Annotated in this window: 14 protein-coding genes and 1 CRISPR repeat array; all 14 genes read right to left on the bottom strand. The window is 73.4% G+C overall.

The annotated features are described in order from the left end of the window. Positions 1–988 precede the first annotated feature (988 nt). The gene (locus tag C1701_RS00610; RefSeq protein WP_081715524.1) at positions 989–1,840 is read right to left on the bottom strand and encodes an IS3 family transposase; all 852 of its coding nucleotides are present in this window, start codon (positions 1,838–1,840) and stop codon (positions 989–991) included. Between the two features lie 35 nt (positions 1,841–1,875). After that, positions 1,876–2,208, bottom strand: a complete 333-nt coding sequence (locus C1701_RS00615) for a transposase (protein ID WP_030106222.1) — start codon at positions 2,206–2,208, stop codon at positions 1,876–1,878. Positions 2,209–2,273: 65 nt separating this feature from the next. After that, positions 2,274–2,607: a CRISPR direct-repeat array (repeat unit 28 nt; unit sequence GGAACAGCCCCGCGTGCGCGGGGAGGAC). Between the two features lie 253 nt (positions 2,608–2,860). Then, positions 2,861–3,640, bottom strand: coding sequence for an enoyl-CoA hydratase (locus C1701_RS00620; protein ID WP_026420156.1), 780 nt, complete (start codon positions 3,638–3,640; stop codon positions 2,861–2,863). Then, the gene (gene mmsB, locus C1701_RS00625) at positions 3,637–4,584 is read right to left on the bottom strand and encodes a 3-hydroxyisobutyrate dehydrogenase (protein WP_103055305.1); all 948 of its coding nucleotides are present in this window, start codon (positions 4,582–4,584) and stop codon (positions 3,637–3,639) included. The genes C1701_RS00620 and mmsB overlap by 4 nt, the downstream gene beginning before the upstream one ends. Then, on the bottom strand, positions 4,581–5,624 hold the full coding sequence (locus C1701_RS00630; RefSeq protein WP_103055306.1) for an enoyl-CoA hydratase/isomerase family protein: 1,044 nt from the start codon (positions 5,622–5,624) through the stop codon (positions 4,581–4,583). The genes mmsB and C1701_RS00630 overlap by 4 nt, the downstream gene beginning before the upstream one ends. After that, a complete protein-coding gene (locus C1701_RS00635; protein WP_030225973.1) occupies positions 5,624–6,763 on the bottom strand; it encodes an acyl-CoA dehydrogenase family protein in 1,140 nt (379 codons plus the stop codon). The genes C1701_RS00630 and C1701_RS00635 overlap by 1 nt, the downstream gene beginning before the upstream one ends. A 9-nt stretch (positions 6,764–6,772) precedes the next feature. Then, complete coding sequence (locus C1701_RS00640) at positions 6,773–8,272, bottom strand: CoA-acylating methylmalonate-semialdehyde dehydrogenase (protein WP_026420153.1); 1,500 nt, start codon at positions 8,270–8,272, stop codon at positions 6,773–6,775. A gap of 1,033 nt (positions 8,273–9,305) precedes the next feature. After that, a complete protein-coding gene (locus C1701_RS00645; protein ID WP_103055307.1) occupies positions 9,306–10,043 on the bottom strand; it encodes a thioesterase II family protein in 738 nt (245 codons plus the stop codon). Then, on the bottom strand, positions 10,040–11,116 hold the full coding sequence (locus C1701_RS00650) for an HAD-IIIC family phosphatase (protein ID WP_026420151.1): 1,077 nt from the start codon (positions 11,114–11,116) through the stop codon (positions 10,040–10,042). Before C1701_RS00650 ends, C1701_RS00645 begins: the two co-directional genes overlap by 4 nt. Next, positions 11,113–12,264, bottom strand: a complete 1,152-nt coding sequence (locus C1701_RS00655) for an acyl-CoA dehydrogenase family protein (protein ID WP_103055308.1) — start codon at positions 12,262–12,264, stop codon at positions 11,113–11,115. The genes C1701_RS00650 and C1701_RS00655 overlap by 4 nt, the downstream gene beginning before the upstream one ends. Before the next feature lie 3 nt (positions 12,265–12,267). Beyond that, positions 12,268–12,528, bottom strand: coding sequence for an acyl carrier protein (locus C1701_RS00660; protein ID WP_103055309.1), 261 nt, complete (start codon positions 12,526–12,528; stop codon positions 12,268–12,270). Positions 12,529–12,555: 27 nt separating this feature from the next. Then, a complete protein-coding gene (locus tag C1701_RS00665) occupies positions 12,556–13,422 on the bottom strand; it encodes a 3-hydroxyacyl-CoA dehydrogenase family protein (protein WP_026420148.1) in 867 nt (288 codons plus the stop codon). Beyond that, positions 13,419–17,003, bottom strand: coding sequence for an SDR family NAD(P)-dependent oxidoreductase (locus tag C1701_RS00670; RefSeq protein ID WP_337662040.1), 3,585 nt, complete (start codon positions 17,001–17,003; stop codon positions 13,419–13,421). The genes C1701_RS00665 and C1701_RS00670 overlap by 4 nt, the downstream gene beginning before the upstream one ends. After that, complete coding sequence (locus tag C1701_RS00675; protein ID WP_103055310.1) at positions 17,000–26,320, bottom strand: type I polyketide synthase; 9,321 nt, start codon at positions 26,318–26,320, stop codon at positions 17,000–17,002. Before C1701_RS00675 ends, C1701_RS00670 begins: the two co-directional genes overlap by 4 nt. Positions 26,321–26,433 lie beyond the last annotated feature (113 nt).

Raw genomic sequence — 26,433 nt, forward strand, 5'->3', positions numbered from 1 at the left:
GAAACGAGGACTGCGGAGATTGGCCAGTGAGCCAACAACGACGGGAGCCCCCGACGGAGAATTGCCGCGACAACCGTTCCGAGACGGCCAGTTACCCCGCAGGCGCTTTCCCGGCTTCCCACTTCGGGGCTAGCCAACTCCGGGACCTCACAGCAGCGAGTGATCGATCGCCGCAGTTCGGCAGCGGTCCGTGTGGGGGCGGGCCGCACCTCGGTGACGAGCAGCCGCGTCCCGCGTCCGTGGACCAGCTGGCCGGTCTGTGCGCCCTGCGTTGCCCGTCAGCTCCACATCCGACACTCGACCCACCGAGGGTCCAGGTTATGGAAGAGCCCGAACGGGCAAGCTCCTGGGCGGGGGAGGGCAGCGTCCCCAACGATATGTCCAGCGCGAGGACCGGAACAGCCCCGCGTGCACGGGGAGGACACTGTCCCGACCGTGGTCTTCACCGGCGTGTGCGGAACAGCCCCGCATGCGCGGGGAGGACTAGATGGCCTCCCGCTCATCGCGCGATCCGTCCGGAATAGCCCCGCGTGCGCGGGGAGGACGACGCGGAGGGAGAAGCGGTGAAGGGGCTAGCAGGAACAGCCCCGCGTGCGCGGGGAGGACGTGCCGCTGATCCCCCGCAGCGATCGTGATGGAGGAACAGCCCCGCGTGCGCGGGGAGGACGTTGTCCCGCATGGAAATCCGGGACGACGAGTCGGGAACAGCCCCGCGTGCGCGGGGAGGACGTTGTCCCGCATGGAAATCCGGGACGACGAGTCGGGAACAGCCCCGCGTGCGCGGGGAGGACGTTGTCCCGCATGGAAATCCGGGACGACGAGTCGGGAACAGCCCCGCGTGCGCGGGGAGGACGTTGTCCCGCATGGAAATCCGGGACGACGAGTCGGGAACAGCCCCGCGTGCGCGGGGAGGACTAGACCGGTACTGGCCGGAACTCTGGACCGCCCCGGTGGTGTTGGAGGCCGTGCCTCCCACGCTCGTGTGCGTTCAGACCGCTGTGGCCTGTCGCCAGTGTCGTTCCTCGTACTCCAACGGTGGCCTATTCCCACACCAACTATGCAGCCTGTGGTGATTGTACCAGTGAATCCACTCCGCAGTAGCAGCGCGGACGTCCGCAACCCCCTTCCACGGGCCTTTCCGGTAAATCAGCTCCTTCTTGTACAACGCGTTGACCGACTCCGCCAGCGCATTATCGTAGGAATCACCCCGACGCCCAACCGACCGCGCGATCCCCGACCGGCTCAACCGCTGACTGTAACGCAACGCCGTGTACTGCACCCCCCGGTCGGAATGAGCCACCAAACCAGGAGACAGACGACTCCTCCGCGCCCACAGCGCCATATCCAACGCATCCAACGCCAGCGACGTATCAGCGGTATCCGACACCTGCCACCCCACAATCGCCCGCGAGAACGCGTCCACGACCAACGCCGAATACACGAACCGACTCTCCCCGAGCCGAACGTAGGTCAGATCCGTGACCCACAACCGGTTCGGCCTCGGTGCCCGGAACACCCGCTCGACCAGGTCACCGGGCTGGCCCTCGACCTGCCCGGGCAGCATCGACCGCGGCCGGCGGGACCGGGTGACCAGCCCGGTCATGGCCTCGGACCGCATCAGCCGTTCCACGGTGCAGCGGCCCACGGTCACGCCTTGGCGGTGCAGTGCCGCCCAGACCTTGCGTGCCCCGTAGAGCCGGTGCGAGTCCTCCCAAATCCGGCGGATCACCGCAACGAGTTCCCGGTCGCGGCGGTGCCGGGCGGAGGGGTTCGTCCGTCGGTTGCGAATCGCGTAGTAGGTGGACACGCTCAGCCCTACTGTGCGGCAGGATACTTCCACGGGGAACCGGTCCCGGTGGTGGTCGACGAACTCGGTCAGCTCGGTGGGCGGGGGTCCATCTCCCGGGCGAAAAAAGCCGAGGCAGCCTTGAGGATTTCGTTGGATCGGCGGAGTTCGGCGTTTTCCCGTTCCAGCCGTGCGATCCGGTCCCGGTCCGACTCCCCGGTATTCGTGGAGTCCGCCGAGCCGGTGTGGGTGCTGGGTTCACCGCTGCGGACCCAGTACCGCAAGGCCTCGGGGTGCACTCCGAGTTGGTCGGCTACCCGGGCGATGGCTCCACGTCCGGGTCCCCACTGCCCCTCCAGTTCACGGACCATCTCCACCGCGCGTCGCCGCAACTCCTGGGGGTATTTCTTCGCGGAACCCATGCTCCTCATCCTTCCTGGGGTGCAGGGCCTCCAACAAACCCAGTACGGTCCACTCGGCGGAACTGGGAACAGCCCCGCGTGCGCGGGGAGGACTATGCCGGCGCCCTCCCGGGCGGTTCGGATCGCGGAACAGCCCCGCGTGCGCGGGGAGGACTGCGGCGCCAGATGGCCGCTGCCTTGATCCAGCGGAACAGCCCCGCGTGCGCGGGGAGGACGCCCTGCCACTGCGCCAACGCCTCCTGCTTGAGGGGAACAGCCCCGCGTGCGCGGGGAGGACCGACCGGTCCGTCCTCGTGGACGTCGCCACGACGGAACAGCCCCGCGTGCGCGGGGAGGACGCCGCCGTGATCCGCGCGTCCTGCCTCCTCCGCGGAACAGCCCCGCGTGCGCGGGGAGGACACTTCTTGACCTGCGGGTTTACCGCGACCCGGCCCGGTTTTCATTCACTTTTTCTGGCATCTCCACCTCGGGAACCTCACTGGGGATCGGCACGGCGGCCGGCGGCCAGTTCCCCGGAGGCGGGGTCGGTGTTCGCTCCCTCCCGAACAAGCCTAGCGACACCTCACCCAGGTTCCCGCGTTCGCCCGCGATGCCTCAAGGGCACGGGCGGTGGACAGCCCTCCGCGCCTGACGGGCGGCGGCCTTCCCTCCCTCAGCGGTGGCGGAACTGGGGGGCGCGCTTCTCGCTGAAGGCGGCCATGCCCTCCTTCTGGTCCTCGGTGGCGAAGGTGGAGTGGAAGACGCGGCGTTCGAAGAGCAGGCCCTCGGCGAGGCCGGTCTCGAAGGCCTGGTTGACGACCTCCTTGGCCATCGCGACCGCCGGGGCGGAGAAGCCTGCGATGCGGGTGGCGGCGGTGAGCGCCTCTTCCCGCAGGGTCGCGGTGGGGACCACCCGGGACACCAGTCCGGAGCGGTCGGCCTCCTCGGCGTCCATCATGCGGCCGGTGAGGCACAGGTCCATCGCTTTGGCCTTCCCCACGGCCCGGGTCAGGCGTTGGGAGCCGCCCATGCCGGGGATGACGCCGAGGGTGATCTCGGGTTGGCCGAACTTGGCGTTGTCGGCGGCGATGAGCAGGTCGCACATCATGGCGAGTTCGCAGCCGCCGCCGAGGGCGTAGCCGGCGACGGCGGCGATCAGGGGGGTGCGGACGTCGGCGAGGGCGGTCCAGCCTGCGAGCCAGTCCTGGGCGTGGACCTCGCTGAAGGTGAGGTCGCGCATCTCCTTGATGTCGGCGCCGGCGGCGAAGACGGTGTCCGAACCGGTGATGATGATCGCGCCGACGTCGGGGTCGGCGTCCAGCCTGGCGGTGAGGTCGGTGATCTCCCGCATGGTCTGGAGGTTGAGCGCGTTCTTGGCCTTCGGGCGGTTCAGGGTGATGAGGGCGACGCGGTCGGCTGGCCGTTCCAGGGTGATGGTGTGGAGGTCGTTCACGGGGTTCCGTCCTGGTTGCGGGTGTCGTCGACGACGGGCTCGGCGGTGGCGGGCGTGCCTGGGTCGAGGGATCCGTCGCGGATGGCGGTGATGATGGCGGAGAAGTCCCGCGCCGGCCCGTCCTGGGCCACGAAGGCCGCGTAGAGTTCGGCGGCCCGCCGTCCGAGGGCGGTGGTGGTGCCGGTCTGTTCGGCGGCGGCCATGGCGAGGCCGAGGTCCTTGAGCATCAGGCCGCTGGCGAAGCCGCCCGCGTAGTCGCGGTTGGCCGGGCTCTTGGGCACCGGTCCGGGGACGGGGCAGTTGGTGGTGAGCGCCCAGCACTGGCCGGAGGCGGTGGAGGCGACGTCGAAGAGGGCCTGGTTGGTCAGGCCCAGTTTCTCTCCGAGGGCGAAGGCCTCGCTGACTGCGATCATGGAGGCGCCGAGGATGAGGTTGTTGCAGACCTTCGCGGCCTGGCCGGCGCCGGATGCTCCGCAGTGGATGGCCCTGGCCCCCATCAGCCGGAGGTAGGGCTCGGCGGCGGTGAACGCGGTGTCCTCCCCGCCGACCATGAAGGTGAGGGTGGCGGCCTCCGCCCCGACGACTCCCCCGGAGACGGGGGCGTCGACGGCGGGGTGGCCGGCGACGAGGGCGAGTTCGGCGGCGGCACGGGCGTCGGCGACGTCGATGGTGGAGCAGTCGAGGAACAGCGCTCCGGGGGCGGCGAGGGGCAGCACCTCCTGGTAGCAGTCCAGGACGTGGCCGCCGCCCGGCAGCATGGTGATGACGACGTCGGCGTCGGCGACGGCGGCCCCGGGTTCCTCCACGGTGGTCACACCGGCGGCGAAGACGCGGTCCCGTGCCATGGGCACGGGGTCGTAGCCGACGACCCGCTGTCCGGCCCTGGCGAGGTTGACGGCCATCGGGCCGCCCATGTTTCCGAGTCCGAGGAACGCGACGCTCATCGGGACCACACTCCTTCCAGCCTGGCTTCGTCGGAGTCGTCTGCGGTGAAGTAGGCGGCCACGGTGGCCTCGTCGACCTCGGCGAGGGTGGCCGGTGACCAGCGCGGGGAGCGGTCCTTGTCGATGATCTGGGCGCGCACGCCCTCGACGAGGTCGGCGGAGCGCAGGGCGGCCCGGGAGGTCCGGTACTCCTGGCGGAGGACGGCCTCCAGGTCGGGCAGGGTGGCGGCCGACCGGAGTGCCCGCAGGGTGACGGCGAGGGCCGTGGGTGACTTGGTGTCGAGGGTGGCGGCGGCCTCGGCGGCGGGGCCGCCGTGGTCGCGGAGCCGCCGGAGGATGTCTGTGACGGTGCCGGCGGTGTAGCAGTGGTCGATCCAGCCGGCGTCGGTGGCGAGTGCGCTGGCCGGTGCCGGGGTGGCGTGCGCCTGGATGGCCTCGGCGGCGGGTGCCTGGGTGAGGGCTTCGGTGAGGTCGTCGAGGCGGTCGCTGGGGACGTGGTGGTCGGCGAGTCCGCAGTGGAGGGCGTCGGCCGCGCTGACGGGTGCCCCGGTGAGGGCGAGGTGGGTGCCGAGTTGTCCGGGGGCGCGGGAGAGCAGGTAGGTGCCGCCGACGTCGGGGATGAAGCCGATGCCGACCTCGGGCATGGCGATGCGGGAGCGTTCGGTGACGACGCGGTGGCGGCCGTGGGCGGAGATGCCGACGCCGCCGCCCATGACGACGCCGTCCATCAGGGCGACGTAGGGCTTGGGGTAGCGGGCGATGCGGGCGTTGAGCCGGTACTCGTCGGCCCAGAAGTCGAGGGAGGCGGTGCCGCCGGCACGGGCGTCGTCGTGGATGGAGCGGATGTCGCCGCCGGCGCACAGCCCCCGGTCCCCGGCTCCGTCGACGAGCACGGTGCGCACGGTGTCGTCGTGCTCCCAGTCGTCGAGCGCGGCGTGGAGGGCGCGGACCATGTCGTGGGTGAGCGCGTTGAGGGCCTTCGGCCGGTTGAGGGTGAGTCGGCCGAGGTGGCCTCGCACGGTACGGAGCACGTCGGTCATCAGGCGGCCTCCCGCAGCATCCAGCGGGAGACGATGACCCGCATGATCTCGTTGGTGCCCTCCAGGATCTGGTGAACCCGCAGGTCCCGCACGAGTTTCTCCATGCCGTACTCGGTGAGGTAGCCGTAGCCGCCGTGGAGTTGGAGGGCCTGGTTGGCGATGTCGAACCCGGCGTCGGTGCAGAAGCGCTTGGCCATCGCGCACAGCGGGGTGGCGTCGGGTTCGCCGTGGTCGAGGGCGTCGGCGGCCCGCCACAGCAGGGTGCGGGCGGCTTCGAGTTCGGTGCGCATGTCGGCCAGGCGGAACTGGAGTGCCTGGGCGTCGGCGAGGCGGCCACCGAACGCGGAGCGTTCGGTGAGGTGGCGGACCGCTTTGGTGAGGGCGGCTTCTGCCCCGCCGAGGGAGCAGGCGGCGATGTTGAGCCGGCCGCCGTCGAGGGCGGACATGGCGATGCGGAACCCGCCGCCCTCGCCGCCGAGCAGGGCGTCGGCGGGCACTCGGGCGCCGTCGAGGATGACCTGCCGGGTGGGTTGGGCGTTCCACCCCATCTTGACCTCGTTGGGTCCGAAGGACAGGCCGGGGGTGTCGGGTTCGAGGAGGAACGCGGAGATCCCGGCGGCGCCGGGGCCGCCGGTTCTGGCGAGGACGACGTAGACACCGGAGGTGCCGGCGCCGGAGATGAACTGCTTGACGCCGTCGAGCACCCAGTGGTCGCCGTCGCGGCGGGCGCGGGTGGTGAGCGCGGCGGCGTCGGAGCCGGCGTCTGGTTCGGTGAGGCAGTAGCTGCCGAGGGTGTCCATGCGGCAGAGGGCGGGCAGGTGGCGGTGCCGCTGCTGGTCGGTCCCGTACTGGTCGATCATGCGGGCGACCATGTTGTGGATGGAGACGTAGCCGGCGATGGAGGGGCAGCCGGTGGCCAGTGCCTCGAAGATGAGGACGGCGTCGGTGCGGGTGAGGTCGGAGCCGCCGACGTCCTCCCGGACGCAGACCCCGCCGAGGCCGAGTTGGGCCGCGGTGCGGAGCACGTCGACGGGGAAGTGCTTGGTCTGGTCCCAGTGGACGGCGTGGGGTTCGAGGTGTTCGGTGGCGAAGTCGGCGACCGTCTCGCGGAGCGCGCGTTGTTCGTCGGTGAGTGGCATCGTCGGTCCTCAGTGCATGGTGGGGATGACGAAGGAGGCGCCTTCCTTGGCTCCGGAGGGCCAGCGGGAGGTGACGGTCTTGGTGCGGGTGTAGAAGCGGATGGAGTCGGGGCCGTGTTGGTTGAGGTCGCCGAATCCGGAGCGCTTCCAGCCGCCGAAGGTGTGGTAGGCGATGGGCACCGGGATGGGGACGTTGACGCCGACCATGCCGGTGTTGACGCGGGAGGTGAAGTCGCGGGCGGTGTCGCCGTCGCGGGTGAAGATGGCGACGCCGTTGCCGTACTGGTGTTCGCTGGGGAGCCGGAGGGCGTCCTCGTAGTCGGTGGCGCGGACGACGGAGAGGACGGGTCCGAAGATCTCCTCCTGGTGGATGCGCATCTCGGGGCGCACGTGGTCGAAGAGGCAGCCGCCGAGGTAGAAGCCGTTCTCGTGGTCGGGGACGGTGACGTCCCGGCCGTCGACGACGAGGGTGGCGCCTTCGCTGACCCCGAGGTCGACGTAGTCGCGGACCCGGGTGACGGCCTCGGCGGTGATGAGGGGTCCGAAGTCGGCGGTGTCGTCGAGTGCGGGGCCGACGCGGAGGGCGCGGACCCGGTCGGCGAGGCGTTCGACGAGGGCGTCGGCGGTGGCCTGGCCGACGGGGACGGCGACGGAGACCGCCATGCAGCGTTCCCCCGCCGAGCCGTAGCCGGCGCCGACGAGCGCGTCGACGGCCTGGTCGAGGTCGGCGTCGGGCATGACCACGAGGTGGTTCTTGGCGCCGCCGAAGCACTGGGCGCGTTTTCCGTGGGCGGCGGCGGTGGCGTAGACGTACTCGGCGATGGCGGAGGATCCGACGAAGCCGACGGCCTGGATGGTGGGGTGGGTGAGCAGGGCGTCGACCGCTTCCTTGTCTCCGTTGACGACGTTGAACACGCCCGGCGGGAGCCCGGCCTCGATGAGGAGTTCGGCCAGGCGCAGGGGCACGGACGGGTCGCGTTCGGAGGGCTTGAGCACGAAGGCGTTGCCGCAGGCGATGGCGGGGGCGGCCTTCCACAGCGGGATCATGGCCGGGAAGTTGAACGGGGTGATGCCGGCGACGACGCCGAGTGGTTGGCGCATGGAGTAGACGTCGATGCCGGTCCCGGCGCTCTCGGTGTACTCGCCCTTGAGCAGGTGGGGGATGCCGACGGCGAACTCGACGACCTCGAGGCCTCGTTGGATGTCGCCGTGGGAGTCGGCGAGGGTCTTGCCGTGTTCGGTGGAGAGCAGGCGGGCGAGGTCGTCCTGTTCGGCGCGGACGAGTTCGAGGAAGCGCATCAGGACGCGGGCGCGGCGCTGCGGGTTCCAGCGGGCCCATTCCCGTTGCGCGGCTGCCGCGTCGGCGACGGTGGCGTGGACCTCGTCGGCGCTGGCCAGGGGGACGCGGGCCCGGACGGCGCCGGTGCTGGGGTCGTGGACGTCGGCGAAGCGACCGGAGGTGCCTGGGACGGTTTCTCCGGACCGGAAGTGGCGCAGTTCTGCGGTCACGCGGGTCACCTCTTCTTCCTGGCGCTGGATCACGAAGGGGTGACGGGGCGTGGGGCCTGGCTCCCGCCACCGGGGACTGGGTGGGGTTGCGGGGCCGGGCTACCGGCGGGCCGGCGGTGGGGTGCTGCGGCGGGCTGGTCGACGAGGGCTCCTCATGCGGTGCTCTCCCTCCTCGTGGACGAGCGACGACAGTCCGGTGACCGGTGGTCCGGCGCCTGCCAGCGTCGCCAGCTTCCGCCCTCGGGCGGGGCCGGTGGTCCGCGACGTGGCGTCGTTGCCGGTCACGGGGGTGGGGACGTTCCGGGTCGCCCCGGTTCCTCCCACCTCACGAGCTCCGTGGACACCATATAGTAGGAAGTCAAAGTATGTCGATAGCCCGGTGAGACCAGGACGAGGGCGTGTCCGTTGTGGACCATGTGCGGTGTCCCGGCTCGGTCGGGTGCCCCCCGCCCCGACCTTGGGCGCCACCAGCACACGACATCCCACCCGCACTCGGCTTCTCCCACGCCGCGAGATCGACGACCGCCCGCTCGCGCCGATCCCGACGGCCTGGGGGCACCGGGGCGAGGATGGCCGCCGGGAGGGCGGGAGCGCTGGTGGCGGTGACGGGGACCGGTATGCCGCTGAAGACGATCAGGAAGGTGTAGCCGGCCGCGCGGCGAGCATCCGGGTGGTCGGCTCCTGCTCATCGGCCCGCCCGTGGTGCCGGACACCTTCCTCCTCGCGAACCCGCTGGTGACACCCACGGTCTCCGGCGGGACCAGAAGCACCGGACCTGCCCCGGACTGGCCGTGACCACGGCCAGTCCGGTTCGCGCTCCAGTCCCCCGGCGGGCGGCTGGCGATGTTTCGGAGCCGCTGGGAGCGAGGGTCCTGGCCGACCGGGGCGGGCACGCCGATGGGCGCAGCCGTTCCAGCCAGACGGAGGAACCCGAGCACCGGCACCCTGACGCGGGTGACGGGGTCGGGAGCCCGCGTCCGGCTGGGGTACGCGGACCGGGGCGGGCCGCGCCCCGGTCCGGGCACGACCCGGGTCAGCCCAGGAGCTCCCCGGTCGCGGTGGTCACCAGTTCCTTGGCGTGCGGGACCAGGAAGAAGTGGTCACCGGGCAGGACCCGGACGGTGCATCCGGCGCCGGCCTGCGCGGTCCACTCCCCCAGCTCCTCCTCGGTGGCCCGGGGGTCGTCGTCGCCACCGAACACCGTCAACGGCACGTCCAACGGTGCCTGCTCGGCGTACCGGTAGTTCTCGTTGACGGCGAAGTCCGCGCGCAGCGTGGGGAGGAACAGTTCCAGCAGGGCGGGTTCGGTGAGGACCTCCTCGGGTGTGCCGCCGATGCGCCGCAGTTCGGGGACCAACTCCGCCGTGCTCAAGGTGTGCAGGACCCGCCGGGGGTTGCGGCGCTGCGGGGCGGTGCGACCGGACACCACCAGGTGCGCCGGTGGGGTCGCTCCCCTGGCGCGGAGCCGTCGGGTCAGTTCGAACACGACCAGCGCGCCCATGCTGTGCCCGTAGAGCGCGTAGCGGCCGGTGAACTCGTCGCCGATGTCGTCGAGCAGGTCGTCCAGCAGCGCGTCGAGGTCGTGGTGCGCGGTCTCGGCCATGCGTTCGGCCCGGCCGGGAGGCTGGAGCGGGCACACCTGGACCTCGGGGGGCGCCAGTCGACGCCACTCGGCGAAGGCGGCGGCGCCGGCGCCGGCGTGCGGGAAGCAGAACAGCCGGGGCGCGGCGCGGTCCGGAACCCCGAACGGCAACCAGCGGGAACCGGTCATCGTGTCTCCACCGTCAGGTACCCGGGCATGGGTTGCACCACCTCGAGGTCGGACTCGAACACCACGGAGTCGCCGTCGCGGGTGAGTTCGCGGAACCCGGCGAAGGCGTAGGTCACGTACATCATGCGGTTGCGGCCCGTCTCCACGAAATCCGCCCGCAGCCTGGCGCCGTCCTCCCCCGCCAGTCGCATGACGTGGTTGAGCAGCACGGTTCCCACGCCACGTGCCATCACGCGGCAGGACATCAGCATCATGCGGAGGTGCCAGACCTCGTCGCCGCGTTCGACGAGGGCCAGGCCGATCTTGCCGTAGTCGCCGTAGCGGTCGGTCAGCGCGGCGACGAGCAGCAGGTGGTCCTCGGAGCGGCGGAGCCGGTCGAGTTCCTCGTAGGAGTAGGTGCGGCCGGTGGAGTTCAGCTGGTTGGTGCGGACGGTGAGTTCCTCGGCGCGTTGGAGGTCGGCCTCCTCGGCGCGGGAGATGGTGAAGCGGAGGTCGAGGGTGGCCAGGAACTCCTCGCTGGTGCCCTGGTGGTCCTGTTCGGCCTGGTCGCGGACGGCGGCGCTCTGGTACATGGCGCGGCGGTGCCGGGACTCGTCGGTGACGAAACGGGGGTGGAACTCGTCGCGGCGCAGCACCTCGGTGATGTCGGCGGCGTCCACGGTGGTCACCTCGGGCAGCGCGAAGCGGACCTCCTCGCGTTCGAAGGGTTGGTCGTCGACGAAGGCGATGGCGTCCAGGCCGATGTTGAGGTCAGCGGCGATGCGTTCGATGGAGGAGGACTTGGGGTTCCAGGTGATCTTCGGGTGGAGGAAGTAGTGGTCCAGCCCTTCTGCTCGTAGTCGGTCCATGGCCAGGTCGGGGTCGTTGCGGCTGGCGATGGAGTGCAGGACGCCGAGCTGGTCGAGGCGGCGGAGTTCGGCGACGACCTCGGGGCGGACGGTGACCTGCTCGTCCTCGAGCAGGACGCCCTCCCAGACGGTGTCGTCCAGGTCCCACACGACGCACTTGATCCGCCCGGGGCGGGAGGTCGGTGCGGTGGTCGTGGCCTCGCCGGCGGTCGGGGTGCTGGTCACGGTGCTACCTCCCGGTGGGCGTGGTCGGCGATGGCGGTCTGCTGGAGTTCGGTGGAGCCCTCGATGATCTCCATGACCTTGGCGTCGCGGTAGAGCCGGGCGACCGGGGAGCGCGGTCCGCAGCCGAGGGCTCCGTGGATCTGGACGGCGTCGCTGGCGGCGCGGGCGGCGGCGGTGGCGGCGAAGTACTTGGCGACCCAGGTGGCGGTGATGACGCCGGGGTCGTCGGTGTCCCTGAGCCGCCCGGCCTCGGCGCACAGCAGGCGGGCGGCCCGCCGGTTGGTGATCATGTCGCTGAGCATGCGGCGGACGAGCTGGCGGTCGGCCAGGACGCCGTCCCCGGAGGGGCGGGTGGCGGTGAGGTCGGCGCAGGCTTCGAGGGCGGCCGAGATGATGCCGACGCTGCCGCTGGCGACGCTGAGCCGGCCGAGGTCCAGGGCGGAGGTCATCACGGTGGCGGCGGCCCAGCCGGGTGGGCCGAGCACGGCGTCGGGGCCGAGCCGGACGTCGTCGAAGCGGATCTCGGCGAGCATGCTGGCGCGGGTGCCGAGGACGCCCGAGAGGGGCGTGACGGTGATGCCGGGGGCGTCGGCGGGGACGAGGAACGCGGTCATCGCCTCCCCGGTGCCGGCGAAGACGAGGAGGAGGCCGGCCAGTTGCCCGCCGGTGATCCACTTCTTGTGCCCGGTGAGGACCCAGCCGTCGCCGTCGGGTTCGGCGCGGGTGGCGGCGACGGAGGTGTCGCTGCCCCCCTCCGGTTCGGTGAGGCAGAAGGCGGCGAGCGGCCGGCCGGCGGCGAGTCCGGGCAGCAGGCGGTCCCGCTGGCCCTGGTCGCCCCAGCGCCACACCGACCAGCTGACCATGCCGTGCACGGTGAGCAGGCTGCGCAGGGAGGAGCAGCCCCGGCCGATCTCCTCGTGGATCCGGGCGAGGGTGGCCGTGCTGGTGCCGGTGCCGCCGTGCTCCTCGGGGAGGAACGGGGCCCACAGGCCGAGTTCGGTGACGCGGCGCAGCAGGTCGTCGGGTACCCGTTCGTCCTCGTCGTACCGTTCCACCCTGGGGCGGATCTCGGTGTCGACGAAGTCGCGGACCAGGGTCGGGTCGGGTGCGGTCGGTGGCGCGGGTTCTCGGGTGTCGGCGGCGGTCACGGCTCAGCCCGCCGTGGCCTCGGTGCCGGTGCCGACCCTGTCGACCAGGGCGGCCATGGCGGTGACCGAGCTGAAGTTCTCCCGGCGGAGTTCGTCGTTGGGCACCCGGACGCCGAGTCGCTGCTCGACGAACATGACGAGTTCCATCGCGAACAGGGAGTTGACGAACCCCAGGGCGAAGATGTCCTGGTCGTCGTCGAGGGTGATCTGGGGGAAACGGCCGGTGATGAACTGGCGGACCTCGGCGCGGACGTCCTGGGCCATGGGTCTGGGTCCTCCTGGGGTGGCGGGTCAGGGGTTGGCCGGCGCGGCGGCGCCGTCGTAGGTGTAGAAGCCCCGGCCGGTCTTGCGGCCGTGGTGCCCGGCGTCGGTCATGCGTTTGAGCAGCGGGCAGGGCCGGTACTTGCTGTCGGCGAAGTGGTCGTGGAGGACCTCGACGCTGTGCAGGATGGTGTCGACCCCGATGAGGTCGGCGGTCTCCAGTGGTCCCATCGGGTGGCCGAAGCAGCTGCGGAACACCTCGTCGACGGTGGCGGCGTCGGCGACTCCCTCGTGGACGAGGAACGCGGCCTCGTTGACGGTGAGCATGAGGACGCGGTTGGAGACGAATCCGCAGGCGTCGTTGACGGGGATGGCCTTCTTGCCGATGGAGTCGAGCAGGGCCCGCACCGTGGCCAGTGCCTCGGCGGAGGTGTGTTCGCCGGGGATGATCTCGACGGCGGGTTTCATCGGCACCGGGTTCATGAAGTGCACGCCGACGAACCGCCGGGGCCGGCGGGTGAGCGAGGCGAGCCGGGTGATGGGGATGGCGGAGGTGTTGGCGACGAACACGGCGTCGGCGCGGACGGCCGCGTCCAGCCGGGGGTAGAGGTCCTTCTTGAGGTCCCAGCTCTCGGTGATGTTCTCGATGACGACCTCGGTGTCGGCGAGCGCGGCGAGGTCCTCGCTGGTGGTGATGCGCCCGAGGACCTCCTCGGCGTCGAGGTCGGGGCCGCCGAGGAAGCGGGACATCCGGCAGTCGCGGTCGATGGTCTCCCTGGCCCTGGTGAGGGCGTGGGGATCGGAGTCGACGAGCACGACGGGGTGCCCGTGGCGTGCGAGGTTCTGCGCGACGCCGGCCCCCATGACTCCGGCGCCGACCACACCGACGTGGGTCACGGTTGGTCTCCTGTTCCTGCGGTTGCGGTGGCGGCGAGGGCGGTGGCCAGGCGCCGCACGGTCGGGTTGGCGATCAGCACGTCGGCCTTGGTGCCGCCGAAGCGCGCGCGGACGCGGGTCATCACCCGGACACCGGCGAGGGAGTGGCCGCCGAGGTCGAAGAAGTCGTCGTTGGCGCCGACGCGGTCGAGGCCGAGGACCTCGCACCAGATGGCGGCGAGGTGGGTTTCGTCGCCGGGGGTGGGTTCCTCGTAGGGGATGTCGAGTTCGGGGCGGGGGTGGCGGAGGGTGGGGGCCTTGTCGGCGCCCCGGGAGTCGGTGAGGTTGGTGATGCGTTCGTCGAGGGGGCCGCAGGAGACGACCAGGTGCGGGGCCCGGTCGAACAGGGACAGCGCCCGTTCGAACAGGTCGGTGCCCTCGGCCCGGTCGTGGGTGTAGTCGCGGATGGCCGGTGCCAGGGTGCGCGGGTCGACGCCGTCGGTGAGCCAGGTGTCCCAGTCGACGGTCTGCCAGCGTGCCGGGGTGGTGTCGGTGAGCGCGACGGACTGGGCGTCGAGGGCGGAGTTGGCGGCGGCGTAGGGGCCGTGGCCGAGCCCGCCGAGGAGGGTGGACATCGAGGAGACGGCGAGCCGGACGGGTGCCTCCCCTTCGTGGAGCAGGTCGTGCAGGACCCGTTGCCCGGTGACCTTGGAGTGGAAGTGTTCCTCGCAGGCGGCGCGGTCGAGGTCGACGACGGGCCCGTACCGGTCGGAGCGCATGGTGCCGGCGGCGTGGATGACGGCGTCGAGGGGGCCGAAGCGCTGGCGGGCGACGTCGAGCGCGGCGGCCATCGCCACCGGGTCGCCGGCGTCGGCGGCGAGGGCGAGCACGTCGGCGCCGAGGCCGGTGAGGCGACGCAGGGTGGTGATGTGCTGGGCGGTGCGGTCGCTGGCCGGGTCGTGGTGGGCGAGGTGCTCGTCCCACTGGTCCTCGGGTGGCAGCGGGGTGGTGGCGGTGAGGACGAGGCGGGTGTGGCGGGTGGTCACCAGGTGTTCGGCGAGGATCTGGCCGACGGCGCCGAGGCCGCCGGTGATGAGGACGGTGCCGCCCTCGGGGATGCGGCGTCCCCGGGCGGGTGGGGCGGGCAGCGGGAGCCGGTCGAAGTGGCGGACCCAGCGGTCGGTGCCTCGGAGGGCGACCGGTTCGACGAGGTCCACCCCGAGTTCGGTGAGGACGGCGGCGGCGAGTTCCCGCGTCCCGCCGAGCGCGGCCGCGCAGCCGGTGACGTCGACGTCGATGAGCCGGCAGTCGAGGTCGCCGACCTCCTGGGCGATGACGCGCAGCAGGCCGAGCAGGGTGGCCTGTTCGGGGGCGGTGAGGTCGTGGGTGGTGGCGTTGACGGCGCCGCCGGTGCACACCAGCAGGTCCACGTCGCCGGGGGTGGGGTGTTCGGAGAGGGCCTTGGCCAGGGCGCGGACCGAGTGGAACCCGCGGTCCTGGGCGGCGGCGAACCGGGCGGCGGGGTCCTCGGGGCGGGGCGCGGCGAGGCTGGCGGTGTGCAGGAGGGCGCGGGGGCGGCCGTGTTCGCGCAGGAACGCGGCGGCGTCCGTCGGGGTGGCCACGGTGGCGGGGTCGACGAGGGCGACCTCGGCTCCGTCGGCGCGCAGCAGGGCGGCTGCTGCCGCGCCGACCTCGTCGTCGGCGACGACGAGCCACGGGCCGAGGGCGCGGGCGTGCCCGGGGTCGCGGACCGAGGGCAGGGGGACGCGGCGCCACGAGGGGTGGTTGATCCAGTCGGCGCGGTCGGGCAGGCGGTGGCCGGGCAGTCCGGCGTCCTCGCGGGCGGCGGCCGCTCCCAACGCGGGGCGGGGGATGAAGTACTCCCGCCGTTCGAACGGGTAGGTGGGCAGGGGGACGCGGCGGACGGTGCGCCGGTGCAGGGCGGCCCAGTCGACGTCGGCCCCGTCGAGCCACTGGTCGGCGGCGGTGGTGAGGGTGCCTGGCCGCGTCGCTGGGGCGCCGCGCGACGAGGGGTGGGCGGTGCGGTGGCGGGTGGGGTCGTCGAGGGCGGCCACCGCGTCGGCGAGGTCGTCCGCGACGCACACCAGGCGGTGGCCGAAGCCGGCGCGGCTGAGCTGGAGGGTGTAGGCGACGTCGCCCAGGTCGGTGTCGGTGAGGGTGCCGTCGGCCAGGCGGTCCCGCAGGGCCAGCCGGGCGGCGGTCAGGGCCGTGGCGGTGCGGGCGGACAGGACGAGCACGTGCGGCCCGGGGAGGGGGTCGGCGGCGGGTCGGGGCGGTGCCTGTTCCAGGACGACGTGCGCGTTGGTCCCGCCCGCACCGAAGGAGCTGACCCCGGCGCGGCGGGGGGTGTCGCCGGGGGTGGTCCAGGGCTGGTAGGTGGTGAGGACGCGGAACCGGTCGCGGGGCAGGGCGGTGTTGGGCTGCCGGAAGCCTCGGGTCGCGGGGAGTTGGGCGCGTTCCACGGCGGTGGCGGCCTTGATGAGCCCGGCCATGCCGGAGGCCCGGTCGAGGTGCCCGAGGTCGGGTTTGGTGGAGGACAGCACGCAGGGGGTGTCGCGGGCGGTGGGGAAGGCCCGGTCCAGCGCGGCCAGTTCGACGGAGTCCCCGAGCCGGGTGCCGGGGGCGTGGCACTCGACGTAGTCGATCTCGCCGGGGTCGACCCCGGCCACGGACATGGCGTCGCTGATCACGGTGGACTGGCCCTCGACGGAGGGGGCGACCAGGCCGGCCCGGGCGGAGCCGTCGTTGTTCACGGCGCTGCCGAGGATCACGGCGTGCACGTGGTCGCCGTCGGCGAGGGCGTCGGTGAGTCGTTTGAGGACGACGACGCCGACGCCGTTGCCCAGCACGGTGCCGTTGGCGTCGGCGTCGAGGCTGCGCACGATCCCGTCGGGGCTGGTGAGCGATCCCTCCTCGAACAGGTAGCCCTCGGGGACGGGTTCCTCGATGCGGGACGCCCCGGCCAGCGCGGTGTCGCACTCCTGCGTGAGCAGGCTCTGCACGGCGACGTGCACGGCGACCAGGGAGGTCGAGCAGGAGGACTGGACGGAGAACACGGGGCCGTCGAGGCCGAGCCGGTAGGAGACGACCATGCACAGCGAGTCGGGGGCGGTGCCCATCGCGTACTGGCCTCGGGTGATGGTGTCCATGACCTCGGGGCTGGCCAGGACGTGCCGCAGCCCGTAGAAGCTGTGGCCGACGCCGCCGAAGACCCCGACCCGGCCGGGGACCCGGTTGGGCTGGTAGCCGGCGGATTCCAGGGCCTCCCAGCAGCATTCGAGGAACAACCGGTGCTGGGGGTCGGTGGCCTCGGCCTCCCGGGCGCTGAACCCGAAGAAGGAGGCGTCGAAGAGCCCCGGGTCGTCCAGGGGGGCGCCGCGTCGCACGTACTGCGGGTTGGCGAGCATGGCGGGTGGGACGCGGGCGGCGGCGAGTTCCTCCTCGGTGATCTCCCGGATCGCCGTCGGGCCGCCGGTGAGGTTGCTCCACAGTTGTTCGACGGTGCCCGCGCCGGGGAAGCGGCCGGTCATGCCGACGATCGCGATCCGGGTGTCGTCCTCGGGCATGTCCACCTCGTTCATGCGTTCTTCCTCCGCTGCGCCGCGCGCAGACCGGCGCGCCGCCGTTGGCCTCGGTCGCCGCCGGTTTCGGTCACGGCCGGGGTCGGGGGCGCCTGGTCGGGTGCGATCAGTTGGGCCAGGGCGCCGACGGTCGGCGCCTGGTACAGGACGTGGGGGGCGAGGTCGTCGACGTCGAGGCGTCGGCGGATGTCGGCCAGCACCTTGATGCCGACCAGCGAGTTGCCGCCGAGGTCGAAGAAACCGTCCTGGGCGCCGACGCGGTCCAGTCCGAGGGCCTCGGCCCACACCTCGGCGACGGCGGTCTCGACGTCGCCGGTGGGGGCGACGTAGGGGGTGACGAGGTCGGGGCGGGGGTGGCGGGGGCTCGGCTGGTCGGTGGGGCGGGGTCCGTTGACGGCGTCGACGGTGAACTGGGAGCTGGCGCGGACCAGGGTGGTGAAGTCCTGGGTGTTGACGACCGCGTGGGGTTGGTCGGTGGCCAGCGCGCGCAGCAGGGAGCGCCAGCCGGCGTCGAAGTCGATGCCGAGGCGGGCCCTGTTGGCCCGGAAGTAGTCCTGGAGCGCGGAGTCGTAGCCGGCGAGGCCGGCCTCCCAGGCGTTCCACCGCCACTCCCCCCAGCCGACGGAGAGGGTGCGCCACGGCTCGGTGGCGCGGCGGGGGTCCCTGGCGTGGGCGTCGAGGAAGGCGTTGGCGGCGCAGTAGTCGACCTGGCCGGGTCCGCCGCCGGTGGTGGCGGTGATGGAGGAGAACAGGACGAGGAAGTCCAGGTCGGGTACGGCGCGCAGCGCGCGGGTCAGGGCGAGGGTGCCGGCGACCTTGGGGGCGAGCACCCTGGCCATCTCGGCCCGGGTCTTGAACTGCATGAGCCCGATGCCGGGGACGCCGGCGGCGTGCAGCACGCCGTGCAGCGCGCCGAAGCGGTCGAGGGCGGCGCGGACGGCCCGGTCGGTGTCCTCGGGGAGGCTGACGTCGCCGGTGACGACGAGGACTTCGGCACCGGTGCCCTCCAGGCGTCGGACGCCGGCCACGCGGCGGCGCACCTCCTCGCCGGTGCGGGGGTCGGCGAGGATGTCGTCCCAGGTGTCGCGGGGTGGGAGGCCGGTGCGTCCGAAGAGGACGAGCCGGGCCTGGCAGGTGGTGGCCAGGTGTTCGGCCATCGCCAGGCCGATGCCGCCGAGCCCGCCGGTGACGAGGTAGACGCCCCGTTCCCGCAGCGCGCCCTGGCCGGCGGTGGTCCGCGCGTCGGTGTCGGGCTGGGCTGGGGGGATCCGGTCGTGCTCGGGCAGCCAGCGGCGCCCGCCGCGCAGGGCGACCACCGGGTCGGCGGGGTCGGCGGCGAGTTCGGCGGTGAGGGCCCTGGCCAGTCGGGGCGACGCGGGGGGTTCGGCGGGGTCCAGGTCGACCAGTCGGCAGGTGACGCCCGGGTATTCCAGCGGTACTACCCGCACGGGTCCGGTGAGGGTGGCCCAGGCCGGTCGCAGCGCCTCGGTGCCGGTGGCGGAGCAGACCCCGGAGGTGACGACGTCCAGCGCCCAGGAGGTGGAGCCGAGGTCGCGGAAGGCGACGGCGAGGCCGACGAGGGTGTGCAGGCCCCGGGTGAGGGCGGTGTCCACGGCGCCGGCGGGGTCGTGCGCCTGGTCGCCGTCGGCGGCGTGGTCGGGGAGCGACCACAGGTGGACGACGCGGTCGGGGAGTTCGTCGAGTTCGCGGGTGTGGCGCAGCGCGGCCCGCAGCTGGTCGGCGTCGCCGGGGCGGAGGGTGGCGGTGTCGCCGTCCCAGCGGGGTTCGGTCGCGTCGTCGTCGGGGAGGGCGAAGCGGACGGTGCCGCCGGCGGCGCGCAGGGACTCGGCGAGGGACCGGGTGAGCGGGGCGTCGGGGTCGTCGACCAGCAGCAGCCACCGGGCGGCCGGGGGTGGGGTGGGCCGGGGTGGGGTCTGCCGCCACACCTCGGTGTGCAGCCAGTCCGGCTCCTCCAGCAGGGGCAGGGCGCTGATGTCCAGCGGTGCGCCCTCCGGTGCCGGGGAGCCGGGGTGGCTGGCCCGGGGGGTCTCCTCCAGCCAGTACTCCCGCCGCTGGAACGGGTAGGAGGGCAGTGGGACCCGGCGGGCCTCGCCGTGGTGGTGGGCGGACCAGTCGAGGTCCACTCCGGACAGCCAGAGCCGGGCGAGGCCGCCCATCAGGGTGTGGTCGTCGGCGTCGGTGTCGACGGCGGCCGGGAGGACGGGCACGATCAGCGGGCCCCGGTCGCGGTCGCAGTCCGGGTGCGCGCGGGCCATCGCGCCCAGTGACCGGCCCGGGCCGAGTTCCAGCAGCACCAGGTCGGGGTCGGCCAGCAGGTGTCCGAGCCCGTCGGCGAACCGCACGGTGGACACCATGTGCCGTGCCCAGTACTCGGGGTCGGTGACCTGGTCGGCGGTCACCGGGGCGCCGGTGGCGTTGGACAGGTAGGGGATGCGGGGTGGGCGGGGGCTCAGGTTCTCGGCCACCCAGCGGGTGAGCTCCTCGTGGGCGGGGCGCAGCAGGCGGGAGTGGTAGGCGTGGGCGCTGGGGAACCGGCGGTGCGGTTCCCCGGCCTCGTCGAGCAGGCGGGTGAGGGCGTCCACCGCTTCGACGGTGCCGCCGACGACGGTCATCTCCTCGCCGTTGACGGCGCACACGTCCACTCCCCGGTCGGCCAGGGGGCCGAACCGCCGGTCGAGGGTGTCCGGTGCCAACGCGACGGTGAGCATCGCCCCGCCGGGCAGGGTGTCGATGAGGGCGGCGCGGTGGACGAGGAGCCGGAGGGTGTCGCGGGTGCTGAGCACACCGGACAGGCAGGCGGCGACGTACTCCCCCAGGGAGTAGCCGAGCATCACCGCGGGGGTGACGCCCCAGTCGAGGAACAGCCTGGCGAGGGCGTACTCGGCGACGAACACCGCGAGGTGGGCGACCTCGGTGCGGGTGAGCTCGCTGGCTTCCGGGCTGTCCGGGCCGGTGCGGGGCCCGGTGAGCAGGGCGACGACGTCGACGTCGACGAGGTCGGCCAGCTCGGCGGCGCACTCGTCGACGGTGGCGCGGAACCGGGGTTCGCGGTGGTACAGCTCCCGGACCATGCCGGGGTACTGCTCGCCGACGCCGGCGAACAGGAACGCCACCGGGCGGTCCCGGGCCGGGTCGCGGCGGAGGAGGGGGGTGGCCGGCGCGGTGCCTCCCGCGGCGAGGTCGTCGGTGGCGGAGACCACGAGGGCCCGCCGGTGTTCGAAGGTCTCCCGACCGACCTGGAGGGTGTGGGCTACGTCCCGCAGGTCCAGTCCGGGGTGGGCGGCGAGGTGGTCGCGGAGCCGGTCGACGGCGGCGTCCGCGCTCTCGGCGGTGCGCCCGGAGAGCGGCACCAGCTGGTAGCGGCGGTGGCCGGTGCCGGGCCGAGGCTCGGGGTCGGGGGCCTCCTCGACGACGACGTGCACGTTGGTGCCGCCCATGCCCAGCGAGTTGACGCCGGCGATGCGCCGGCCGCCGGGCGGTGGGGTCCAGTCGGTGAGGGCGGTGGTGACGTGGAAGGGGCTGGCCGGGAAGTCGATCTCCGGGTTGGGGGTGGTGAAGTGCAGGCTCGGGGGGAGCTGGCGGTTCCGCAGGGCCAGCACGGTCTTGATCAGCCCGCTGGCCCCCGCCGCGGCGGCCAGGTGCCCGATGTTGGTCTTGACCGACCCGATGGGGCAGGACTGGCGAGGGGGGCCTTCGCCGAACGCCCTGGCCAGCGCCGCCACCTCGATCGGGTCGCCGAGTTCGGTCGCGGTGCCGTGCGCCTCGACGTAGCCGACCTGTTCCGGGCGGACCCGGGCGGCGCGCAGGGCGTCGGAGACGACGCGGGCCTGGCCGACGACGCTGGGCGCGGTGTAGCCGACCTTGAGGGAGCCGTCGTTGTTCACGGCGGAGCCCCGGATGACGGCGTGGACGGTGTCCCCGTCGGCGAGGGCGTCGGCGAGCCGTTTGAGCAGCACCACGCCGGCCCCGTCCCCGAAGAGGGTCCCGGCGGCGGCGGCGTCGAAGGTGCGGACGTGGCCGTCGGGGGATTCCATGCCGCCCGGTTGGTAGCGGTGCCCGACCCGGTCGGGCACGTGGATGGCGACACCGCCGGCGAGGGCGAGCTCGCACTCGCGGGCCCGCAGGCTCTGGCAGGCCAGGTGCAGGGCGACCAGGGCGGTGGAACAGAAGGTCTGGACGCTGATGCTGGGCCCGGTGAGGCCGAGCTTGTAGGACACCCCGCTGGCCAGGGAGTCCTTGTCGTTGCCGATCAGCGAGGCGTACAGGTCGGCTTCGCCGCCGTCACGGACGGCGTCCTGCCGGCGGGCCATGTAGGCGCTGAGGTTCGACCCGCCGAACACCCCGACGCGGTCGCGACCCCGGGCGGAGCCGTAGCCGCCGTCGTCCAGGGCCTCCCAACAGCACTCCAGGAACAGCCGGTGCTGCGGGTCGGTGATGCTGGCGTCGCGGGGGCTGTAGCCGAAGAACTCGGCGTCGAAACCCCGGATGTCGTCGAGGACGGGCCGGCGGGGCACGTAGTCCGGTGAGTGGATGTCGGCCTCGGGGACGCCGGAGGCGCGGAGTTCGTCCTCGGTGAACTCGGTGACGGACTCCACGCCGGCGGCGAGGTTGGCCCAGAAGGTGCCCAGGTCGGGGGCGCCGGGGAAACGGCCGGCCATGCCGACGACGGCGATCGGGTCGGGGGCCCCGGTCGGGTCGGGGGCGGGGGCCGGGGGCGGGTCGGCTGGTTCCTCCTCGGCCGTGCCACCGGCCCGTTCCAGCAGGGCGGCCATGGTGCGCACGCTGGGGGCCTCGAACAGCGACACGGCGGAGAGCGCGATGCCGAACACGCGTTGCACCCGTTTGACCAGTTGCAGGGCCATCAGGGAGGTGCCGCCGAGGTCGGCGAAGTTGTCGTGGGAGCCGACCCCGTCGATGGCGAGCACGTCCTCCCACACCTTGGTCAGGCGGCGTTCCACCTCTCCCCGGGGCGGGACGAACTGCTGGGCGAGGTCGGGGCGGGGGAACCGGTCCCCGGGGGTGGTCGGGTCGTCGCCCTGGTCGACCCACTGCCGGATCCGGCCGGCGAGGTCGCCCGCGCTGACCAGGGTGCGGGTGACGGGGGCGGCGAGCACCCGGTCGAGGGCGGTCAGCGCCTGGTCCTCGGTGAGGGAGTGCTCGACCTGGCTGCTGCCGAAGTCCTGGTCGCGGAGGGCGTCGGCGGTGCTGGCCCAGGTGTCCCAGTTGATGGCGCTCCAGCCGGTGTTGCGGGCGGCGACGGCGTCGAGGAAGGAGTTCGCGGCGGCGTAGGCGGCGAAGCCGATGCCGCCGAGGGTGGTGGAGATCGAGGAGAACAGCACGCAGCGGTCGACGTCGACGTCGGCGAGGACCCGTTCGAGCACGCGGGTGCCTCGCACCTTCGGGGCGAAGTGGCGGGCCCGCACCGCGGGGTCGAGTTCGGCGAGCACCCCGAACGCGGCCGGGTCGGTGAGGCCGGCGAGGTGGATCACGGCGTCGAGGCGGCCGTGGCGGTGGGTCAGGGTGGTGACCAGGGCGCGCATGGCGTCCTCGTCGGTGATGTCGACGGTGGCGACCTCGACGCTGGCGCCCTGCTCGGCGAGGTCGGTGAGGCCGCGCAGCCGGGCGCGCAGCGCGGGGTCCTCGGCGGCGTCGAGGACGGCGGGCCAGTCCTCGCGGGCGGGCAGCGCGCGGCGGGTGGTGAGGACGACGTGGCCGCCGAGGCGGGCGGCGAGGCGGAGTCCGACCGCGCCGAGGCCGCCGGTGACCAGGGTGACGCCGTCGGCACGGGGCCGCCACGGCGTGGGGGTGTCGGCGGGCTCGGCCGGCCGGTGGTCCAGGGTGGAGCGGACGCCGTCGCGGTGGGCGACGAAGCGGTCCGTCCCGGTCGCCCACATCTCGGCGGCGACGAGGGCGGGCAGGTCCTCGGTGGGCAGCCGGACGTCGACCGCCCGCACCAGCAGCGACGGGTACTCCTGGGGGATGACCAGGCAGGCGCCGAAGGCGGTGGCGCGTTCGGCGACGGGCACGTCGCCCGGTGCGACGGCGCGGGCGGAGTCGGTGACCACGGTGACCGGCAGCGGGGCCCCGGCGGCGGCGCCGAGGGCGGTGGCCAGCGCGCACAGGCTGTCGAAGCCCAGGCGGAGTGCGTGGGTGGCGTCCCCGGCGGTGCGGGTGTCGACGCCCCACAGGTGGACGACGGCCGCCGGGAGCCCGGTGCGGTCCAGCAGCCGCCGGTAGTCGGCGGGGTCGTCGGGGCGGAGGACCCCGTTGTCCTCGTCGGGTTCCTCGCCGGGGTGGACCAGCACGCAGGTGTGGTCGGGCAGGCGGTCGGCGAGGGCGGCGCCGATCCCCCGGTCGTCGGCGAGGATCCACACCGGACCGGTCGGGGCGGGCGGCGGGGTGGCCGGCAGCGGCGCCGGTGCCCAGTGCGGCCGCAGGATCTCCGGGCCACCGGTGGCGGTGGGGGTTCGGGTGGCGGGGGGTGGTGTCCCGGCGGCGCGGCCGGGGGTGTGGCCGGCGGGGTCGGGGGCCGCGCCCGGGCGGGTGGTGGGGCCCGGGGGTGTGGCGGGGCTGGCCTCGATCCAGTACCGGCGGCGCTGGAACGGGTAGTCGGGGACGGTGGTCTTCCTGGCGCCCCGGCCCCGGTGGTAGGCGGCCCAGTCGACGTCGGCACCGGCGAGCCACAGTTGGGCGACGGCGTTGGCCAGCACGGCCTCGTCGGTGGCCGGGTCGGCCTCGGCGGGCAGGGTGGGCACGAGCAGCGGCCAGCGCCTCGGCTCGCAGTCCGGGTGGTTGCGGGCCATCGCGCCGAGGGACTGGCCTGGTCCCAGTTCGAGGAGCACGTCGTCCCCGCCGGCCAGGACGGTGCCGAGCATGTCGGCGAAGCGGACGGTGCTCACCATGTGCTGGGCCCAGTAGCCGGGGTCGGCCAGCTGCGACTCGGTGACGAGTTGACCGGTCACGTTGGACAGGTAGGGGATGGTGGGGGGCCGGGGGCTCAGGTTGCGCCGTGCCCAGTCGGTGAGGTCGTCGGCGACCGGTCGCAGGGCCTCCGAGTGGAAGGCGTGGCGGGTGCGGAGCCGGCGCAGCGGGACCCCGTCGCGGGCGAGGCGGTCGGCGAGTTGGTCGACGGCGTCGGCGGCCCCGGAGACGACGACGAACCTCGGCCCGTTCTCGGCGGCGATGTCCACCCCCAGGCCGGTGGTGCCGTACCGGTGGCGCAGTTCGTCCGAGGACAGCGGGACGGCGGCCATCGCGCCCCGGGGGAGCCGGGAGATGAGGGTGGCGCGGACGGCGACGAGGCTGGCGGCCTCGTCGAGGGTGAGGGTGCCGGCGAGGCAGGCGGCGGCGAACTCGCCGATGCTGTAGCCGAGCAGGACGCGGGGCCGCACTCCCCAGGAGGACACGAGCTGGCCCAGGGCGTAGTCGACGGCGAACATGGCCGGCTGCACGACCTCGGTGCGGGCCAGGTCCCCGTCGTCGTCGGCGGCGGGCCCGGTGTCCCGGCCCAGCAACCGGGCGAGGTCGTTCCCGCCGGTCTCCCGGTCCCGCAGCAGTTCCTCGACGGGGTCGCCGTCGAGGTGGCGGGCGAACACGGCGCGGCAGGCGTCGAGTGCCTCGGCGAAGACGGGTTCGGTGCGGTGGAGGCCGGCGACCATGCCCCGGTAGTGCTCGCCGACCCCGGCGAGCAGGAAACCGGTGGTGCGGCCGGTGGTGGCGTCGACCCGGGTGGACAGCCGCTGGGCCGCCTGGGTGGTCACCGCGTCGGCGGCGTCGCTGGCGGAGGTGACGACCGCGGCCCTGCGGTGTTCCAGGACGGCCCGGCCGGTCTGGAGGGTGTAGGCGGCCGAGGGCAGGTCGGGGGTGCCCTGGAGGTAGGTGGCCAGGCGGGCGGTGGACTCGTCGGCGGCGGCGGCGTCCCGCCCGGACCAGACCAACACCTGGTGGCGGCGGGCGGGCAGCGGGGCGGTCGGGGTGGTGTCCGCCGGTTCCTCGAGGACGACGTGGGCGTTGGTGCCGCCCATGCCGAAGGCGCTCACCCCGGCCCGCCGGGGCCGGGACGACCGGGGCCAGGGCTGGCGGTCGGTGACGACGCGGATGCGGTCGCCGGAGCGGGCCAGCTGCGGGTTGGGGGTGGTGAGGTGGAGGGTGGCGGGGATCTCCTCGTGGCGCAGGGCCAGGGCGGTCTTGATCAGGCCGGTGACGCCGGCGGCGCGGTCGAGGTGGCCGAGGTTGGTCTTGGCCGAGCCGATGCGCAGCCGCACGCCCTCGGTGTCGAAGACCTGTTGGATCGCGGAGATCTCGGCGGCGTCCCCGAGGGGGGTGCCGGTGCCGTGGGCCTCCAGGTAGTCGAGGTCGGCGGGTTCGAGCCCGGCGGCGGCGAGGGCCTCGGCGACGACGGCGGCCTGTCCGGCGACGCCGGGGGCGGTGAACCCGACCTTGTCGGAGCCGTCGTTGTTGACCGCCCAGCCCCGGATGACGGCGTGGACGCGGTCGCCGTCGGCGAGCGCGTCCTCCAGCCGGCGCAGCGCGACGACGCCGACGCCGCTGCCGACGGGGGTTCCGGTGGCGGTGGCGTCGAAGGCCCGGCAGCTGCCGTCCCGGGAGGACATGCCCGCCTCCTGGTAGAGGTAGCCGACCCGGTGGGGCAGGGAGACGGTGACGCCGCCGGCCAGGACGAGGTCCGCCTCGCCGGCGAGGAGGGTGGAGCAGCCGAGGGACACCGCGACCAGCGAGGTGGAGCAGTAGCTCTGCACCGCGTAGGCGGGTCCGGTGAGGCCGAGGGCGTGGGCGACGCGGGTGGCCAGCGAGTCCTTGTCGTTGGCCAGTCCCACCTGGACCTGCCCGAGCAGTTCCAGCAGGTCGGGGTGGCCGAGCAGGTGGTGGGTCAGGTAGGTGCTCAGCGCGGCCCCGCCCACGACGCCGATGGTGCCGTCGAACCGGGCCGGGTCGACGCCGGCGTCCTCCAGGGCGTGCCAGGAGCTCTCCAGGAACAGCCGCTGCTGCGGGTCCAGCAGTTGGGCCTCCCGGGGCGTGTAGCCGAAGAACCCGGCGTCGAAGAGGTCGATGTCGTCGAGCACGGACCCGGCGCGCACGTAGTCGGGGTCGGCGAGCTGGTCGGCGGGCACCCCGGCGGCGCGCAGCTCCTCGTCGGTGAACCGGGAGATGGACTCGACACCGGACCGCAGGTTCGTCCACAGTCGGCGGACGTCCGGGGCGCCGGGGAACCGGCCGGCCATCCCGACGAGGGCGATGTCCGCTCCGGTGTCGCCCGACTCGCGTGCGCTTTCGGTCATGGATGACTCACCTATCGTGATCTCGTCACCGGAACGCCTGATCTCGGCAGAGGCTAGGTCGGGCTCCTGACCTGCCCCAATGTGGCGCGTCCACCGGGTGCCCATCTCGAAGT

Source organism: Actinoalloteichus sp. AHMU CJ021 (assembly GCF_002895405.1).
Taxonomy (GTDB): Bacteria; Actinomycetota; Actinomycetes; order Mycobacteriales; family Pseudonocardiaceae; genus Actinoalloteichus_B; species Actinoalloteichus_B caeruleus.

Excerpts from the sequence above, each read along its gene's own strand:
- C1701_RS00675 (WP_103055310.1), bottom strand. The coding sequence starts at position 26,320 with ATGACCGAAAGCGCACGCGAGTCGGGCGACACCGGAGCGGACATCGCC.
- C1701_RS00670 (WP_337662040.1), bottom strand. The coding sequence starts at position 17,003 with ATGAACGAGGTGGACATGCCCGAGGACGACACCCGGATCGCGATCGTC.
- C1701_RS00615 (WP_030106222.1), bottom strand. The coding sequence starts at position 2,208 with ATGGGTTCCGCGAAGAAATACCCCCAGGAGTTGCGGCGACGCGCGGTG.
- C1701_RS00635 (WP_030225973.1), bottom strand. The coding sequence starts at position 6,763 with ATGCCACTCACCGACGAACAACGCGCGCTCCGCGAGACGGTCGCCGAC.
- C1701_RS00630 (WP_103055306.1), bottom strand. The coding sequence starts at position 5,624 with ATGACCGACGTGCTCCGTACCGTGCGAGGCCACCTCGGCCGACTCACC.
- C1701_RS00645 (WP_103055307.1), bottom strand. The coding sequence starts at position 10,043 with ATGACCGGTTCCCGCTGGTTGCCGTTCGGGGTTCCGGACCGCGCCGCG.
- C1701_RS00660 (WP_103055309.1), bottom strand. The coding sequence starts at position 12,528 with ATGGCCCAGGACGTCCGCGCCGAGGTCCGCCAGTTCATCACCGGCCGT.
- mmsB (WP_103055305.1), bottom strand. The coding sequence starts at position 4,584 with ATGAGCGTCGCGTTCCTCGGACTCGGAAACATGGGCGGCCCGATGGCC.